The organism is Nonomuraea sp. B5E05, from assembly GCF_039880665.1.
In the GTDB taxonomy this organism is placed as follows: Bacteria; Actinomycetota; Actinomycetes; order Streptosporangiales; family Streptosporangiaceae; genus Nonomuraea.
Genome location: NZ_JBDPMJ010000011.1, coordinates 118650 through 134750, shown reverse-complemented (window position 1 = coordinate 134750; position 16101 = coordinate 118650). Strand labels below are relative to the sequence as shown.

At 69.5% G+C, this 16101-nt stretch carries 19 protein-coding genes; 6 read left to right on the top strand and 13 right to left on the bottom strand.

The window, feature by feature from the left end; all coding sequences use genetic code 11:
* Positions 1 to 58 precede the first annotated feature (58 nt).
* The gene (locus ABGB01_RS21870; RefSeq protein WP_347775389.1) at positions 59 to 775 is read right to left on the bottom strand and encodes a lytic transglycosylase domain-containing protein; all 717 of its coding nucleotides are present in this window, start codon (positions 773 to 775) and stop codon (positions 59 to 61) included.
* A 244-nt stretch (positions 776 to 1019) separates the two neighbouring features.
* Between ABGB01_RS21870 and ABGB01_RS21865 the strand changes: the two genes are divergently transcribed.
* The 3 genes from ABGB01_RS21865 to ABGB01_RS21855 are packed head-to-tail and all read left to right on the top strand — an operon-like array spanning position 1020 to position 3603.
* Entirely contained in the window at positions 1020 to 1694 is a 675-nt protein-coding gene (locus ABGB01_RS21865) for a response regulator transcription factor (RefSeq protein WP_347775388.1), read from the top strand.
* A complete protein-coding gene (locus ABGB01_RS21860; RefSeq protein WP_347775387.1) occupies positions 1691 to 3103 on the top strand; it encodes a HAMP domain-containing sensor histidine kinase in 1413 nt (470 codons plus the stop codon). Before ABGB01_RS21865 ends, ABGB01_RS21860 begins: the two co-directional genes overlap by 4 nt.
* The gene (locus tag ABGB01_RS21855; protein ID WP_347775386.1) at positions 3100 to 3603 is read left to right on the top strand and encodes a hypothetical protein; all 504 of its coding nucleotides are present in this window, start codon (positions 3100 to 3102) and stop codon (positions 3601 to 3603) included. The genes ABGB01_RS21860 and ABGB01_RS21855 overlap by 4 nt, the downstream gene beginning before the upstream one ends.
* Here ABGB01_RS21855 and ABGB01_RS21850 read toward each other — a convergent pair whose 3' ends face one another.
* From ABGB01_RS21850 to ABGB01_RS21795, 12 genes are all read right to left on the bottom strand, one after another.
* Complete coding sequence (locus ABGB01_RS21850; protein WP_347623305.1) at positions 3604 to 4923, bottom strand: PhoH family protein; 1320 nt, start codon at positions 4921 to 4923, stop codon at positions 3604 to 3606.
* A gap of 207 nt (positions 4924 to 5130) precedes the next feature.
* Positions 5131 to 5892 carry an isoprenyl transferase gene (locus ABGB01_RS21845; RefSeq protein WP_132512265.1) on the bottom strand — a complete coding sequence of 254 codons (762 nt, stop codon included), beginning with the start codon at positions 5890 to 5892 and terminating at the stop codon, positions 5131 to 5133.
* 41 nt (positions 5893 to 5933) lie between these two features.
* The gene (locus tag ABGB01_RS21840) at positions 5934 to 6479 is read right to left on the bottom strand and encodes a hypothetical protein (protein ID WP_347775385.1); all 546 of its coding nucleotides are present in this window, start codon (positions 6477 to 6479) and stop codon (positions 5934 to 5936) included.
* Positions 6480 to 6531: 52 nt separating this feature from the next.
* A complete protein-coding gene (locus tag ABGB01_RS21835; protein ID WP_347775384.1) occupies positions 6532 to 6954 on the bottom strand; it encodes a hypothetical protein in 423 nt (140 codons plus the stop codon).
* Positions 6951 to 7766, bottom strand: coding sequence for a DUF692 domain-containing protein (locus ABGB01_RS21830; RefSeq protein ID WP_347775383.1), 816 nt, complete (start codon positions 7764 to 7766; stop codon positions 6951 to 6953). Before ABGB01_RS21830 ends, ABGB01_RS21835 begins: the two co-directional genes overlap by 4 nt.
* Positions 7767 to 7919: 153 nt before the next feature.
* Complete coding sequence (locus ABGB01_RS21825) at positions 7920 to 8525, bottom strand: TIGR04222 domain-containing membrane protein (protein WP_347775382.1); 606 nt, start codon at positions 8523 to 8525, stop codon at positions 7920 to 7922.
* A 93-nt stretch (positions 8526 to 8618) separates the two neighbouring features.
* Positions 8619 to 9584 (bottom strand): TIGR04222 domain-containing membrane protein, encoded by a 966-nt coding sequence (locus ABGB01_RS21820; protein WP_347775381.1) that lies wholly within the window; start codon positions 9582 to 9584, stop codon positions 8619 to 8621.
* A gap of 72 nt (positions 9585 to 9656) precedes the next feature.
* On the bottom strand, positions 9657 to 11456 hold the full coding sequence (locus ABGB01_RS21815) for a phosphoenolpyruvate carboxykinase (GTP) (protein WP_347775380.1): 1800 nt from the start codon (positions 11454 to 11456) through the stop codon (positions 9657 to 9659).
* Positions 11457 to 11704: 248 nt separating this feature from the next.
* Entirely contained in the window at positions 11705 to 12226 is a 522-nt protein-coding gene (locus ABGB01_RS21810; protein ID WP_347775379.1) for a hypothetical protein, read from the bottom strand.
* A 71-nt stretch (positions 12227 to 12297) separates the two neighbouring features.
* Complete coding sequence (locus tag ABGB01_RS21805) at positions 12298 to 13449, bottom strand: C40 family peptidase (protein WP_347775378.1); 1152 nt, start codon at positions 13447 to 13449, stop codon at positions 12298 to 12300.
* Between the two features lie 122 nt (positions 13450 to 13571).
* Entirely contained in the window at positions 13572 to 14072 is a 501-nt protein-coding gene (greA, locus tag ABGB01_RS21800) for a transcription elongation factor GreA (protein ID WP_132328896.1), read from the bottom strand.
* Positions 14073 to 14180: 108 nt separating this feature from the next.
* The gene (locus ABGB01_RS21795) at positions 14181 to 14600 is read right to left on the bottom strand and encodes a DUF4307 domain-containing protein (RefSeq protein ID WP_347623315.1); all 420 of its coding nucleotides are present in this window, start codon (positions 14598 to 14600) and stop codon (positions 14181 to 14183) included.
* Positions 14601 to 14731: 131 nt separating this feature from the next.
* On the opposite strand from ABGB01_RS21795, the gene mca reads away from it, so the two are divergent.
* From mca to ABGB01_RS21780, 3 genes are read left to right on the top strand one after another with little or no spacing between them, the layout of a single operon-like run.
* Entirely contained in the window at positions 14732 to 15616 is an 885-nt protein-coding gene (gene mca / locus ABGB01_RS21790) for a mycothiol conjugate amidase Mca (protein ID WP_347775377.1), read from the top strand.
* A gap of 34 nt (positions 15617 to 15650) precedes the next feature.
* Positions 15651 to 15815 carry a hypothetical protein gene (locus ABGB01_RS21785; protein WP_347775376.1) on the top strand — a complete coding sequence of 55 codons (165 nt, stop codon included), beginning with the start codon at positions 15651 to 15653 and terminating at the stop codon, positions 15813 to 15815.
* Complete coding sequence (locus ABGB01_RS21780; protein WP_347775375.1) at positions 15816 to 16100, top strand: GNAT family N-acetyltransferase; 285 nt, start codon at positions 15816 to 15818, stop codon at positions 16098 to 16100.
* The last annotated feature ends 1 nt before the right edge of the window (position 16101 follow it).

Genomic DNA, 16101 nt, shown 5'->3' with positions numbered 1-16101 from the left:
CGCCGATATACCCGATCGGACGCGGCGGCTTGCCGATTAGAGGAGGAAAGTTGACCTGTTAGTACCAGCCCACCGACTGTGAATGGGCCCAGGCGCCGCACGGTGTGCCGTAGCGGCCCTTGATGTAGCCGAGGCCCCACTTGATCTGGGTGGCGGCGTTGGTCTGCCAGTCACCGCCCGCGCTGGCCATCTTGCTGCCCGGCAGCGACTGCGGGATGCCGTACGCGCCGGAGTAGCGGTTCATCGCCCGCTCGTTCCAGCCGCTCTCCTTCTGCCAGAGCCGCTCCAGGCAGCCCCACTGGTCGTTGCCCCAGCCGCTGGCCGCGAGCATGGACTTGGCGGTGGCCTTGTTGCTGCCCGGTGAGGGGTCGCTGCCCGGCGGGAAGTTCGCGGCGGGGAACCCGTCACCGCCGGGGGCCCGCTCGGGGACGACCCAGTCGAAGTCCTTGTCCTTGCCCTTGCCCGAGCGGCCCTTCTTCAGCTGGTCGGCGCGGTAGGCCTGCTCGGCGGCGTTCTTCAGCGCGTCGGTCTCGGGGTCGGGCGCCGACAGGTCACCGCCGGCCAGCTTGGCGAAGTCGTCGACGGAGAGCGCGGCCTGCTGGGGCCTGTTGGCGTTCTGGACGGCGCGGTAGGCGACGAAGCCACCGCCGCCGAAGACGATCACCAGCGTGACGGCGATGATGATGACGCGCTTCGGCGTGACACGCGAACGCCGCCGCGCCGAGGGAGGGGCATCCTTCGGGTGGCGCTCGCGCAACTGCGGACCGGGGCTCACGGTCCACGAGCTTGCCCTGTCCTGGGGGGTGGTCCGCAACCGAAACGCGGGAATCGCTTGGCGTAAGTTTGGCTGACTGTCGGGTTGGCGTGGAGTTTCCCGATCAGTGTGATGTTCATCACACCGTCGCACACCTAACGTGCGAACACGGGCCCGACACTCGGCACCTCATAGCTCCATCAACAGGTCGTCACGATTTGGTGACGTAACTCGGAAATTTGAGACATGGAACAATAATGTGCGCGTGGCTGGCATCCTTCTTGTAGAAGACGACCCCTCCGTCCGTACGGCACTCGAACTCGCGCTGACGCGGCAGGGGCACTCCGTCACGTCCTACGGGACGGGCGAGGAGGCGCTCGACCACATCAGGGCCCGCCGCCCCGAGATCGCGATCCTCGACGTCATGCTCCCCGGGATCGACGGCATCGAGGTGTGCCGCCGCATACGCAAGCTCGACCAGCTCCCCGTCATCCTCCTCACCGCCCGCGGCGACGACCTGGACGTGGTCGTCGGACTGGAGGCGGGCGCCGACGACTACGTGATCAAGCCCGTCGAGCCCAGAGTCCTGGACGCCCGCATCCGCGCCATCCTGCGCCGGGCCGAGTCGGCCGCCTCCGACCGCATCACCTTCGGCGACCTCGTGATCGACAGAGGCGCGCTCAAGGTCACGCTCGCCGGCAAGGAGATCCACCTGACGCCCACCGAGCTGCGGCTGCTCCTGGAGCTCGTACGGCACCCCGGGCAGGTGCTCAACCGCCGCTACCTGCTGCGCGAGGTGTGGGACCACACGCACATCGCCGACTCGCGGCTGGTGGACGCCTGCGTGCAGCGGGTACGCGCGAAGATCGAGCCCAAGCCGGGCGAACCCGTGTTCATCCACACGGTGCGCGGGTTCGGCTACCGGTTCAGCCCTCCGTGATCCCGCTGCCCACCGGGCTGCGCGCCCGCCTGGTCATCACGTTCACGCTCGTGGCCGTGGCCGCCTCGCTGCTGGTCGCCACGATCGGCTTCGAGCTGGCCAAGACCGCGCTCGTCACCCGGGCCGAGACCACGGCGCTCGACCAGGTCACCAGGGAGCTCGGCAGCATCACCTTCCCCATCGGCCGGCTGAGACCGGGCGAGGCCGCCCCCACGGCGAGGGAGCTCGGGCGCCTCGCCCACGCGCTCAACGGGCCGGGCCGCAGCGTCCTCATCGAGTACGGCGCCCTGATCGCCTCCGAGGGCCCGATGTCCATGAGCGACGTGCCCAACGAGCTCCACGGCCGGGCCAAGCAGAGCGTCGTCACCCAGCGCAAGATCATCCGGGGCGAGCTCTGGCTCATCGTCGGCGCCGAGGTCTACCGGGAGGCCGGCAGCAGGATCGAGGCGACGGATCTGCGGGCGTTCGTCTTCTTCCCGCTGAAGGACGACGAGCGGCAGCTGGCCACGCTCAGGATCACCTTCATCCAGGCCGGCGTGGTCATCGTGCTGATCGCGCTGGTCGTCGCGCTGCTGTCGGCCCGGCAGGTGCTGCTGCCGGTCCGGCGGCTGAGCGCGGCCGCGCAGGCGCTCGGCCAGGGCCGGCTGGACACGCGGCTGCCCGTCCACGGTCAGGACGAGCTGGCCGAGCTCACCAGCAGGTTCAACGACGCCGCCGCGGCGCTGGAGCTGAGCGTGGCCGAGCTGCGCTCGCTGGAGGCCATGTCGCGCAGGTTCGTGGCGGACGTCTCCCACGAGCTGCGCACGCCGCTGACCTCGATGACGGCCGTCGCCGACATGCTCTCCGAGGAGGCCGGCCGGCTGCCCGAGGCGCCGGCCGAGGCCGTACGCCTGGTGCTCAGGGAGATCGAGCGCCTGCGCGGGCTGGTCGAGCACCTGATCGAAGTCAGCCGCTTCGACGCGGGCACGGCCACGCTCAACCTCGAGCCGGTGAACGTGGCCGAGGCCATCGACGACTGCCTGGCCGTGCGCGGCTGGAGCGACCAGGTGACCGTGAAGGCTCCCCAGGGACTGGCCGTCAACCTGGACCCCGCGAGGTTCGACGTGATCGTGGCCAACCTCGTCGGCAACGCGCTCAAGCACGGCCGGCCACCGGTGCTGGTCAGCACCAGAACCACGCAGAGCGGTTTGGAGGTGAAGGTGCGCGACCACGGCCAGGGCATCCCCCGCGAGGCGCTGCCGCACGTCTTCGACCGCTTCTTCAAGGCCGGCGCGGGCCGGTCGCGCAGCCAGGGCAGCGGTCTCGGCCTCGCCATCGCCAAGGCCAACGTGCACCTGCACGGCGGCACGATCTCCGTACGCGCCCAGAACCCCGGCACCCTCTTCACCGTCTGGTTGCCCCACGCATGAAAGCCCAACGCATCCTCACCGTCGCCGCGCTCGTCGGCGCCGCGGCCTGCGGCATCTCGCCCACCGACGTCCAGGACCGCGGCAACGCCCCGACCACCAGGATCCCCCCGCCGTCCAAGACGATCTACCTGCTCAAGGACGGCGAGCTCATCCTGGAGCCCGCCGACGTCGACAACGACACCGTCGGCAGCCTGCTGGGGGCGCTCTTCGACGCGTCGACCAAGCCGCTCGGCAACCGGGACACGGCGCTGCGCGGTTTCACCTACATCGGGATCAAGGACTCGCTCAACCCGATCCAGCGCGACGAGGTACAGCTCCCGCGCACCTCGACGCTGACCGTCTACATCAGGGGCGAGGGCACGCTGACCAAGCTCGGCAAGGCCCAGATCGTCTGCACCGCCCAGCAGGACGCGGCGTTCGAACTGGTCAGGATCGTACGGGAGAACGAGAACCGCCCCTCCAAGACGGAGGGGCGGTACACCTGCGGCGAGCTCAAGTGATCAGAGCGTGATGTCCTCCAGCATCTCCGTCACCAGGGCGGCGATCGGGGAACGTTCGGACCTGGTCAGCGTGACGTGCGCGAAGAGCGGGTGGCCCTTGAGCTTCTCCACCACCGCCACGACGCCGTCGTGCCGGCCCACCCGCAGGTTGTCGCGCTGGGCGATGTCGTGGGTGAGCACGACCCGCGAGTTGGCGCCGATCCGGCTCAGCACCGTGAGCAGCACGCCGCGTTCGAGCGACTGGGCCTCGTCCACGATCACGAACGCGTCGTGCAGCGAGCGGCCGCGGATGTGCGTCAGCGGGAGCACCTCCAGCATGCCCCGGTCGAGCACCTCCTCGATCACCTCGGGCGAGGTGATCGCGCCCAGCGTGTCGTAGACCGCCTGCGCCCACGGGCCCATCTTCTCGCCCTCGGTGCCCGGCAGGTAGCCGAGCTCCTGGCCGCCCACCGCGTAGAGAGGGCGGAAGACGACCACCTTGCGGTGCTGGCGGCGCTCCAGGACCGCTTCCAGACCGGCGCAGAGGGCCAGCGCCGACTTGCCGGTGCCGGCCCGGCCGCCGAGCGAGACGATGCCGATCTCCGGGTCCATCAGCAGCTCGAGCGCGATGCGCTGCTCGGCGGAGCGGCCGTGCAGGCCGAACACCTCGCGGTCGCCGCGTACGAGCTTGACCGACTTGTCCGGCAGCACCCTGCCGAGCGCCGAGCCTTTGGCCGACAGCAGCCGAAGGCCGGTGTGCGTGGGCAGCTCCCTGCCCTCCTCGACGTCGGCGGTGCCCTGGTCGAAGAGCGTCTCGACGTCTTCGGCGGTCACCTGGAGCTCGGCCATCCCCGTCCAGCCGGACTCGTGCACCAGCTCCGCGCGGTATTCCTCGGCCGACAGGCCGATCGAGGCGGCCTTGACCCGCAGCGGCAGGTCCTTGGACACCAGGACGACGTCGCAGCCCTCGGCGGCCAGCGAGCGGGCCACGGTCAGGATGCGGGTGTCGTTGTCTCCCAGGCGGAAGCCCACGGGCAGGATGGACGGATCGCTGTGATTGAGCTCAACCCTGATCGTGCCATCCCCCGTCGGCATGGGCTCGTCGAGCCTGCCGTACTGGACGCGCAGCTCGTCGAGGTAGCGCAGGGCCTTCCTCGCGAAATAGCCGAGCTCGGGATGGTGCCGCTTTCCTTCCAGCTCCGTGATGACCACGATCGGAAGGACGACGTCGTGCTCGGCGAAGCGGGTCATTGCCGCCGGGTCGGCCAGCAGGACCGAGGTGTCGAGCACGTACGTGCGCTTGGCCGGCTTGGTCGTAGGGTTGCTCGAGGACACTGCCACACGTTCTCCCCCGGGCGCCCATAGGTGCGGGCACCCTGCAGACGAGGCGGGAATCGGACCGGACCCGCATCCCCGACCGCTACGTGCCGTCGGCGCCGGGGTCCGGCCCCCCTCGGCAGTTCACGGTGCAAAGGCGGGCCCTCTCCGAAATGTCCGTCCTGTGGCCGGACATTTCCAACGTTACGTCCTGAATACCCAGATGTCGCGTCAGGAACCGTAACGCCGGTGTCTCGCAGCGTAATCGCGCAGCGCTCGGAGGAAGTCGACCCTGCGGAAGTCCGGCCAGTAGGCCTCGTGGAAGTAGAACTCCGAATGGGCGCTCTGCCAGAGCATGAAGCCCGACAAGCGCTGCTCGCCCGAGGTCCGGATGAGGAGGTCCGGGTCGGGTTGGCCGCGAGTGTAAAGATGCTCCGCGATGTGCTCCACATCGAGCACCTCGACGAGGTCCTCGATGCTCGCCCCCTTGCTCGCATGCTCCTGGAGGAGTGAGCGCACCGCATCGGCAATCTCACGCCTTCCTCCATACCCAACTGCAACGTTCACAATCAGGCCTGGACGGTGCGAGGAGACTTCTTTTGCATCTTTGAGGACATTCGCCGTCCGGTCCGGCAGCAGGTCGAGCGCTCCGACCGGGCTGATCCGCCAGCCCTCGGCCACGAGCTCCCGCGTCACGTCCTCGATGATGCGTAGCAGCGGCTCCAGCTCGTCCCGCGGCCGGTTGAGGTTGTCGTTGGACAACATCCACACGGTGACGACCTCGACCCCGGTCTCGCGGCACCAGCCGAGCAGCTCCGAGATCTTGTCCGCGCCCTTGCGATGACCGCTGGCCACGTCGCGCATGCCCATGGCCCGCGCCCAGCGGCGGTTGCCGTCGATGATGACCCCGACATGCCGGGGGACGCTGTCCTTGGACAGCTTGGCCTCCAGCCGGTGCTCATAGAGCCGGTAGACCAGGTTGCGCAGGCCCACGGACGTGCCTCCCAGCGGTGCTATGCCCTAACAGGCAATTATCACCGTGATTCGCCCGTGCCTGCCCCCTGGACTGGATTTCTGGCCAAGTCTCTGCCTTCCAGACACCCTTCTGCCTCCTCCACCAGCCCGCGTACGAATCCCGCCAACTCGGCCGAGGTCAGCACCGCCCGCGTGCCCACGCCCGTGGCGCCCCACGCCTCCACATAGGCTCGCCTGGTCAGCCGCCACTCGCCGGTCACGGGCTGCCACCTCGGGATCGTACGCAGCTGGCAACGGAGCTCCCCGCCGCCCGCGCCGGAGCGCGTGCGGTAGCGGAAGGAGAACAGCTCGCTGTCGGGCGCGTCGCCGGGGAAACGATCGTCGGGATCGGCCCACCGCCCGGCCGCGCCGCCGTCCCTGCGGGCCTCGTCGACACCGCGCGCGAGGCGCGCGAGCAGCCAGCCGCACCGCTCCCCCACGCTGCCGTAAGGCGTGCCGTCCCGGTGCAACTCGAGAGTGATCTCGTACGGCCTGCCGACGCTGTCCCTGCACGCGATGGGCGTGACGCTCAGATACGAACCATCGACACAGCGCAGTCCCCCCATCCCCTCCCAGTTTCCGCTCGAAAGTCGGCTAAACGCGGGCGATGTCCCCCGGTCACTCGGGCCATCCGTCCGGTCTGGACCTGCCCGCGTTCCCCGGCAGGAGACGGGACCACCAGCGGACCTTCCCTGGCGGTGTGGGCATGCGGCCACGGGCCCGCAACCAGGCGGCGAAGTCGTCGGCGTCCGCACGATAGCCGGGCGGCGGCGTGCTGCGGGAACGCGCGTAGGCGGCGTACTCGGTGGCCAGGTCGGGGCCCGCGGCTGCGGCCGCGTCGGGGCGGAGCCTGGCCACGATGCCGCGCCGCTTGGCCAGCAGGCTCGCCGCCTGCACCCGCATACGTTCCGGGTCGAAGCCCTCAGGCGGCTCCGCCCCCGTGACCAGGGCCGCCACCACCCGCCCCTGCGCCTGCGCCAGCCGCCGCCGCGCCTCGTCCGTCGCCGCGGCTCCCCCGCCGGGACCCTGCGTGTCGGTCACCGCGGCTCTCCCGCCAGGGACATGGCCGCCCTGATCCGGGACAGCTCGCTCGCCAGGACGGCGTCGCTCGGGTAGTCGTCGTCCCATTCCAGCAGCACGCCGGGCGGCGTGGCGCGGGCGCACAACTCCGTCAGCAGGTCGAGCACCGGCTGCGGGGCGATCTTGGTGTGGGTGTCGTGCCAGATGCCGCCGTGCTCGTAGCCGCCGGCCACGTGGACGTAGGCGAGGTGCTCCAGCGGGAGCGCGTCGAGCGCCGCCACGGCCGGCAGGCCCAGGTTGACCTGGTTGGTGTAGAGGTTGGCCACGTCGATCAGCAGCCCTACGCCGGTGGCCGCGACCAGCTCCGCGAGGAACTCGGCCTCGGTCAGCTCGTCGTCGGGCCAGCCGAAGATGGCGGCGACGTTCTCCAGGGCCAGCGGCACGGGCAGGGAGTCCTGGGCCCGCCGGACGTTCTCGGTGACCACCCGCAACGACTCGCGGGTGCGCGGCACGGGCAGCAGGTGCCCGGCCTCGACGCCGCCCCCGCGTACGAACGCCAGATGCTCGCTGACCAGCGGCGCGTCGAGAGCCTGCGCGCAGGCGGCCAGGTGGGCGAGCCGGGCGGGCGAGGGCGGCTCCGCGTCGCCGACGCCGAGCGACACACCGTGCGGGACCACCGGCAGGCCCCGCTCACGCAGCACGCGTAACGACTCGGGCAGCCGATCCGGCCTGAGGTTCTCGGCGACCACTTCGAGGAAGTCGACGCCGTCCATCCGCTCGATCGTCAGGTCGAGCTCGCTCCGCCAGCCGATGCCCACTCCAAGCTCGGCCATGTCAACTCCCTCCGCCGCAACCGCTGCCGCAACCGGCACTGCCGCCGCAGCTCGAGCCGCCGTGCGAGGCTCCGCCGCGACCGCCGCCGGCGCAGGAGCCGACGCCTCCCGTGCCACGGTACGTCGCCCGCCGCGAGTTCCGGCGCGGCGACCTCATGACGCCCAGCTCGGTCCGCAGGCGCGGCGGTGGTCACCGGCCACCACGGCCGCGCCGATGCCCGTGCCCGTCAGGAGAAGCAGGGGTAGCAGTGCCGGAGTGGTCACGAGGCACATCACTGCCGCGGTCAACGCCAGCCCTGAGACCGCGCGCAGCCGGGTCGCCAGCCGGCCCAGGCGCTTGACACGGTGGCCGGGCAGGACCAGCCCCAGCTCTGTGAGGTTCCGCCGGAGCGCGTCCATGGCCAGGCTCTCGCCCACCCTGCGCTTCAGCGCGGACGCCTGGAGCCCGGACACCGTCGCCACCTTGGCGAGCGTCTCCTGCTCGATGGGCGCGCGCGACACTGACGGCGCGTGCACGCTGTGCACGTGGCCCCCGCGCGACACGCGCAGGTCCCCCGAGCCGGCCAGCAGCGCGATGGCCGTGCCGGCCACCTGGCCGGGGCCGCCGGCCAGATAGGCGAGATCGTAGTGGTTTAGGTCGAGAGCGCCTGAGACCGCCGGGGCCTCATGGCCGGCGGCGCGCCGGCGCTTCATCGAGAAAGCGGTGGCGACGGCGACGGCCGGCAGAGCCACCGAGAGGATCAGCAGGAACAGGTCCATGACGCCTCCCTCCACACAGCCGGAACAGGCTGTTACCAGAAGGACGCCAGGGCGAAGGTCAAGGTTTCGTTCTGCGCATTTAAATCGCGGCGATCACGAGCCGCCGCCACCGCCACCGCAGCCCGATCCTCCTCCCCCGCAGCTCGACGACCCCCCGCCGCAGCTCGACGAGCCGCCGCCGAAGTCCAGGCCGCCGGAGGAGTCGCCGCCGAAGGTGATGCCGTCGGAGCCGCTGAAGCTGCCGCAGGCACCGGCGCAGTCGGCGCCGGGCGCTCCGACGGACAGCTCGTCGCAGAGCAGCTGGTCGCCCGACTCCGTCAGCCCGTACAGCGCGACCGGGATCCCCAGGGCCAGGGAGAGCGAGCGCGGGTCGCGTACGCCCCTCGGATGGTGGGCGCGGGCCGACCGCAGGACCTCGCGTCCCTGGCCGGTGACGACGTTGCGCAGCCTGCGCTTCTGCCGGTAGAGCGCGATGAGACCGGAGGCGACGGCGAACAGGCTGAAGAACACCGCCCCGATGTACACCGTCTCCTTGCCCGCCACGCCGGCGACGGCCAGCACGATCACCAGCACCAGGTAGCCCGCGGCCCCACCCACCGCGAGCCGCAGCAGGCCATAGTGCCGCCGCGCCGTGTCGAACGCCGGCTGCCGCACGATCAGGCCGCGGCGCTCCAGCCCGGCGGCGAGCCCGGTGAGCGCGGGATGCGACTCCAGCTCGCGGCGCAGCGCGCTCGCCTGGTGGCCGCCGGGCCGCGCCGCCAGCGCGTCGAGCACCGCCTGCTCCAGCGGCACCGGCGAGGGCGGCGCGCCGTGCACGGCGGTGACCCGCGAGCCACGCGAGACACGGATGGCACCGGCCGAGGCGAGCAAGGCCAGCGCCGTGTTGAGCGCCCGGCGCGGCCCGCCCGACAGATAAGCCAGCTCGTACGGGTCCAGCCGGTGGCCCTCCCCGGCGGACGCCGTCCCCTGGACGCGCCTGCGCTCGCGTTCGACACGATTCTCGGCCGCGCTGACCAGGACCATCACGGCGAGCGCGGCAACGATCAGGACGTGGTCCACTGCGGCCCTCCTGTGCGGTACGGCAAGCCGCCAAGTTAGACGGCGCGGCCGTACCGCACAAGGGGACGGCGCTCAGCCGAGGCGGTCGAGCAGGGCGTTGTACTCCTCCCACAGCCCCTTCGGCAGGTGCGCGCCGAACTTCTCGAAGTGGGCCGGGATCAGCGCGGCCTCCTCGCGCCACACCTCGCGGTCGACCGTCAGCAGCGCCTCGAGGTCCTCCTCGGACAGGTCGAGGCCCTCGGTGTCGAGGTCGGCGGGCAGCAGGCCGATGGGAGTGGGCACCGCCTTGGCCTCGCCGTTGAGCCGGTCGACGATCCACTTGAGCACGCGGCTGTTCTCGCCGAAGCCGGGCCAGATGAACTTTCCGTCGGCGTTCTTGCGGAACCAGTTGACGTAGTAGATCCGGGGCAGCACGGCACCCTTGCGGCGGCCGACGTCCAGCCAGTGGCCGAAGTAGTCGCCCATGTTGTAGCCGCAGAACGGCAACATCGCGAACGGGTCGTGGCGCAGCTCGCCGACCTTGCCCTCGGCGGCGGCGGTCTTCTCGGAGGCGACGTTGGCTCCGAGAAAGACGCCGTGCTCCCAGCTCAGCGACTCTGTCACCAGAGGAACGGCGGTGGCGCGGCGGCCGCCGAACAAGATCGCCGAGATGGGCACGCCCTTGGGGTCCTGCCACTCGGGTGCGATGATCGGGCACTGGGAGGCCGGAGTGGTGAAGCGGGCGTTCGGGTGGGCGGCCGGCTCGTCGCTGTCAGGCGTCCACGAGCGGCCCTTCCAGTCGGTCAGGTGGGCGGGCGGCTCCTCGGTCAGGCCCTCCCACCACACGTCGCCGTCGTCGGTGAGAGCGACGTTGGTGAAGATGCTGTTGCCCCAGAGCGTCCTGACCGCGTTGGCGTTGGTCACCTCGCCGGTGCCGGGCGCTACGCCGAAGAAGCCCGCCTCCGGGTTGATCGCGTAGAGGCGGCCGTCCTCGCCGAAGCGCATCCAGGCGATGTCGTCGCCGATCGTCTCGACCTTCCAGCCGGGGATCGTGGGCTGGAGCATGGCGAGGTTGGTCTTGCCGCAGGCGCTCGGGAAGGCGGCGGCGATGTAGCGGACCTCGCCCGACGGCGGGGTCAGCTTGAGAATGAGCATGTGCTCGGCCAGCCAGCCCTCGTCGCGGGCCATCGCGCTGGCGATGCGCAGCGCGTAACACTTCTTGCCGAGCAGGGCGTTGCCGCCGTAGCCGGAGCCGTAGGACCAGATCTCGCGGGTCTCGGGGAAGTGGCTGATGTACTTGGTGGAGCTGCACGGCCACGGCACGTCCTCCTGGCCGGGCTCCAGCGGTGCGCCCACGGAGTGCACGGCCTTGACGAACGATCCCTGCCCGCGCTCCTCGATGAGCCGCAGCGCCCTGTCGCCCATGCGGGTCATGACGCGCATGGACACGGCGACGTACGGGGAGTCGGTGATCTCGACGCCGAGCTGGGAGATCTCCCCGCCCAGCGGGCCCATGCAGAAGGGCACGACGTACATCGTGCGGCCGCGCATGCAGCCCTTGAACAGCTCGCCGAACGTCTCGCGCATCTCGCCGGGCGCGATCCAGTTGTTCGTGGGCCCGGCGTCCTCCTCGCGCTCCGAGCAGATGAACGTGCGGTCCTCGACCCTGGCCACGTCACTCGGATCGGACTTGGCGTAGAAACTGTTGGGCCTGGCGGCCAGGCGCGTGAACGTCCCCTGCTCGACGAGGAGGTTGGTGAGGCGCGTCCACTCCTCCTCTGACCCGTCGCACCACTCGATGCGGTCGGGCTGAGTCAGGGCAGCGATCTCCTTTACCCACGCGGCCAATTCTCTATTGCTGGTCGGTGCGGGCACTTCCACGGAAACGGACACGACGGTGACTCCTCCACTCTCTCAGGGCCCAGTCATCATTCACGACGAGACGGTCGGAAAGCCAATTGGCATAGACCTGTCGGCACGGCCGTCGTCGCAGGCAGCGACCCTGACGATTGGGGGAGCCTACCCAACGGGAACGGATTTAAAAGAAGCGATTTCCGGAAGTGGTCCAGTCCAATTCAGCTGGTCTAAACCAATTTCCGAAGTGGTTTAGTCCATTCCGCCGGCCGTTTCCGCTGGGTGCTCTAGGAATTGACGTCGGGCCCCTCGGAGCGAACCCGGTCGACGTGCTGGAGCGCGTCACGCAGATCGCTCAGCCACGTGTCGGCGTTCCTGCCGACCAGGCGTACGCACCAGGCGAGCGCGTCGCTGCGACTCCTGGCCACGCCGGCGGCCACCAGCGTGTCGAGCACGCGGCGCTCCGACTGGCGCAGGCGGGTCATCACGGGCACGGAGAGTGTGGTGAACATCACAGTCTGGTCACCGCAGACGACACCCCAGGAGACCTTCTGGCGGAACTTGTGCTCGGCCTCCCTGGCGATCTCGATGCGGCGCTCGCGCGTCTCCTCCCTGAAGCGCCTGGCCAGCCCGTCGATCAGGGCGGAGCGCTCGGCCTCGGGAACGTCGCCCGGCGGGTCGGGCAGCCGGCCGAGCACCGCGATCTCCTCGCGATCCCTGACGATCTCGGGCGCGCCGGTGAACCACTCGCCGGGAAGCCTCCCGGCGAACCAGCCGTGAATCTCTGCCGTCACGTCATCTGTAGACATGTAATCATCATTACACCGCCGCTCGGTAGATCGCATCCAGGGATACGGAGGACTGCGCGTGCGGGGAAGGTCTAGCGGACCCTGGAGGCGGCGACGGGGCTGACCCTGACGACTCCGGCGAGATTGCGCCGGCTCACAGGGACGATCTTGACCACGTCGCCCGTGCGGGGCGCGTGCAACATCTTCCCGTCGCCCCAGTAGATCGCCACGTGGGAGATGTAGGCGGGGTTGGTCGGGTCGTTGCGCCAGAAGAGCAGGTCACCTGGCTGCGCCTGCGACAGCGGCACCTGCGGCCCCGTCACCCACTGCTGGTGGGTCACCCGCGGCATCCGCACCCCCGCCTGGGCGAAGGCCCACTGGACCAGGCCGGAGCAGTCGAAGGTGTCGGGCCCCTCGGCGCCCCACACGTAGGGCCTGCCGAGCTTGGACACTGCCGCCTTCAGCGCCGCCGTGAGCTGCTCACCCGTCATGAACGAGCCGGCCGGCCAGTTCTGCTTGACCTTCTGCGGCGGCGGCAGGACCGGGTTGACCATGACCGCCTGCGTGCCCTTGGGCAGCTTGGCGAGGATCCTGTCACGCAGCTTGGCGGAGTTGGTCTTGGGCGCGCTGACGATGAGCGCGTTGTCGTGCGGCAGCCCCAGCGTACGGCCGACGTCCTTGGACACGACCGCGTCGACCGCGCCGAAACCGGTGGTGGCGTAGGCGCCGATGCGCAGCGGCCCCGCCGGGCCCGCCACCCGGCGGTGCAGCGAGAGCCCGCCGTCGTTGCCCAGCACGAACGACACCGCCACGTCTCCGGCCGCGACGTTCTGCCACAACGCGTCGGAGGCGGCGGTCACCTTGGGAGTGAAGGCCCGGAACGTGGACGGGTCGACCGCGAGCGTCTGCACCCGCTTGCCGTCGAGCGTGACGGACGCCGCGTCGGCCAGCTCGAGCGCCCGCACGCCGCGCACCTTGGCCACCTTCTCTAACTGCTGCCGCGTGAACGGCTTGCGGGAGAGCACGAACAGATTGGGCTTGTGCAGTTTGCTCAGCGGCGCCACCGGCTGGACGATCTTCGCCTGCGGTGGCTGCTGCTGGGGCCGGCTGGGCTGGGGCCGCTGCTGGGCCATGAGCGTCTGCTCGGGCTCGGCCCGCACGACGGCGGGCGTGTCCTGGAACTGTGCGAGCAGCAGCACGTCGGCGGTCAGCACCGCGACCAGCGCCACCACGATGAACGGCACCAGTTTGTACGTGTCACGCCGCTTACGCGACTTGACCAGAAAGCTGAGGTCCTGCCGAATCCCGGATGAATGCGAAAAGTCCGCCGGGCCAACGTGGGCCCGGCGGTCGTTGTCCATGGGATTCAGTTGCCGATGTACGGCACAGCCTCGAGGATCTCGACGGTGTTCTGGCGCCCGTTGGGCAGGGCGTAGGTCGCCTTCTCACCGATCTTCTTGCCGTTGATCGCCGCCCCGAGCGGGGACTTGGGCGAGTAGACGTCGATCGGCGCTCCGCTCTCCTCGCGGGAGGCGAGCAGGAAGGTCACCTCGTCGTCGTCACCGACGAACCTGATGGTGACGGTCATGCCGGGGCCCACCACACCCTCGGCCTTGGGAGCCTCTCCGACCTGGGCATTGTCGAGGATCTGACGGAGATGGAAGATGCGGGCCTCCATCTTGCCCTGCTCGTCCTTGGCGGCGTGGTAGCCGCCGTTCTCGCGCAGGTCACCCTCTTCCCGGGCGGCCTCGATCTTCTTGGCGATGTCGACGCGCCCGGGGCCCGAGAGATACTCGTACTCCGCCTTCAGGCGGTCGTACGCCTCCTGCGTCAGCCATGTGACGTTCTCATCGCGAGAGTCGGCCACGGGTTCTCCTTGCTTGCCTAGGGGGCCCTGAGGTCACTTGAGGTTACGTACGGTTGAATTGCGAAAGGCTAACAAGTCAGTCGCTCCAACGCTTCCCCAAATGTCTCACTATACGAGATTGCAGTACTGGATGTGGACGGAAGTGGCCTGACCGCTGGTGTCGAGGCTCTCCTTGAGCTGCTTACTACCCTCACCAGCCGGGATTCTTACTTCCTTGCTGCCGACTTCCCCATGATTGACATCCAGCGCCCGCAGGCGGCAGACAGCCACTCTATCGTCTGGCTTGTACACCTCAAAGGTGATCTCAGCGCGGGTCGGGCCGTCCACGTTGAACGTCACGACCTGCGACGGCGCACCCGAGCCGCCCGCCGTCATCGACCACATCACGTAACCCCATCCACCTGCGATGATGGCCACCAGCACGCCGATCACGAGGTGCACGACGAGCCGACCCCTTCGCCTTGGACGATCGGGGAAGTCGTCGGGTGTGCCGAGAACGGGTCCGTTCTCGACATCTCTGGTGGCCATGGCGGAATCTCCCTGCACTCCCTCAGCGTTATCCGAGACAATTGTCGCCCGCGGGGGGAGTGCCCTCGCGACCGCCCAGCAGAAACTAACCTCTCTGGGTGACTGACCGGTCCGTTGAGGAGATCCCGCCCGTGAGTGCACCGTTGAGGTTGATGGCCGTCCACGCCCACCCTGATGACGAGTCGAGCAAGGGCGCCGCCACGATGGCGCGCTATGTGCGTGAAGGTGTCGACGTGCTGGTGTGCACGCTCACCGGGGGCGAACGCGGGTCAGTGCTCAACCCCAAGATGGACCGCCCTGAGATCGTTGCCGACATCGGTGAGGTCCGCAGAGCCGAGATGGAGCGGGCGCGCGAGATCCTCGGCGTCGAGCAGCGTTTCATGGGCTTCGTCGACTCCGGCCTGCCGGAGAACGAAGAGGAGGAACTGCCCGAGGGCTGCTTCGCCGTGCAGAAGCTGGAGGACGCCGCCGCCCCGCTGGTGGCGGCCGTACGCGACTTCAGGCCGCACGTGATCATCACGTACGACGACGACGGCGGCTACCCCCACCCCGATCACATCATGACCAACAAGGTCTCCGTCGAGGCGTTCGAGGCGGCCGGCGACCCCGACCGCTATCCCGGCGCCGGCGACCCGTGGCAGCCGCTGAAGCTCTACTACCACATGGGGTTCACCAAGGAGCGCTTCGAGGCGCTGCACGAGGCGATGAACGAGCGCGGCCTCGGCTCCCCCTACGGCGACTGGATCTCCCGCTGGGAGGACCGCCCCGCCAAGTGGCCGGTCACCACGCGGGTGCCGTGCGGCGACTACTTCCAGATCCGCGACGAGGCCCTGCTGGCGCACGCCACCCAGGTCGACCCCGACGGCTTCTGGTTCGTCTGCCCGCGCGAGCTGCAGCAGGAGATCTGGCCGACCGAGGACTACCACCTGGCGCGCTCGCTGGTCGACACCGGGCTGCCCGAGGACGACCTGTTCGCCGGCATCCACGCCGACGACGTCTCACCTGCCTGCCACTGACCGGAGCATGGGGTGCCGGTGGCAGACTGGAGGTGTGACCCCACTAGCAGCTGGTGATGTGAGTCCGGGTGTGCTCGGCTTCGCCGTCGTGGCCCTCATCGGGCTGGCGCTCTATTTTCTGATCAAGTCGATGAACAAGCAGATGACGAAGATCCAGGTGCCGCACGAAGGCGACACGACCGAGAAGAAGGCCGAGTAGATGCCGGTGGACGTGGTCGACAACCCGACGGAGAGCCGCTTCGAGATTCACGTGGACGGCAAGGTCGCCGGGTTCGCCGACTACCGGCTGCTGCCCACAAAGATCGTTTTCACGCACACCGAGGTGCTGCCGGAGTTCCAGGGGCAGGGGCTGGCAGGCAAGCTGACCGGCCACGCGCTGCAGATGAGCGCCGACACCGGCCTGCGCATCGTGCCGCTCTGCCCCTACGTCGCCCAATACATCGAGCGCCACCCCGAGTTCCAGGACATCACCGACGCCCGCTGAG

Bases quoted from the DNA above. Each gene is read 5' to 3' on its own strand.
- ABGB01_RS21840 (WP_347775385.1), bottom strand. From the start codon at position 6,479: ATGGGGGGACTGCGCTGTGTCGATGGTTCGTATCTGAGCGTCACGCCC.
- ABGB01_RS21830 (WP_347775383.1), bottom strand. From the start codon at position 7,766: ATGGCCGAGCTTGGAGTGGGCATCGGCTGGCGGAGCGAGCTCGACCTG.
- ABGB01_RS21795 (WP_347623315.1), bottom strand. From the start codon at position 14,600: ATGGCCACCAGAGATGTCGAGAACGGACCCGTTCTCGGCACACCCGAC.
- ABGB01_RS21810 (WP_347775379.1), bottom strand. From the start codon at position 12,226: ATGTCTACAGATGACGTGACGGCAGAGATTCACGGCTGGTTCGCCGGG.
- ABGB01_RS21855 (WP_347775386.1), top strand. From the start codon at position 3,100: ATGAAAGCCCAACGCATCCTCACCGTCGCCGCGCTCGTCGGCGCCGCG.
- ABGB01_RS21825 (WP_347775382.1), bottom strand. From the start codon at position 8,525: ATGGACCTGTTCCTGCTGATCCTCTCGGTGGCTCTGCCGGCCGTCGCC.
- ABGB01_RS21780 (WP_347775375.1), top strand. From the start codon at position 15,816: ATGCCGGTGGACGTGGTCGACAACCCGACGGAGAGCCGCTTCGAGATT.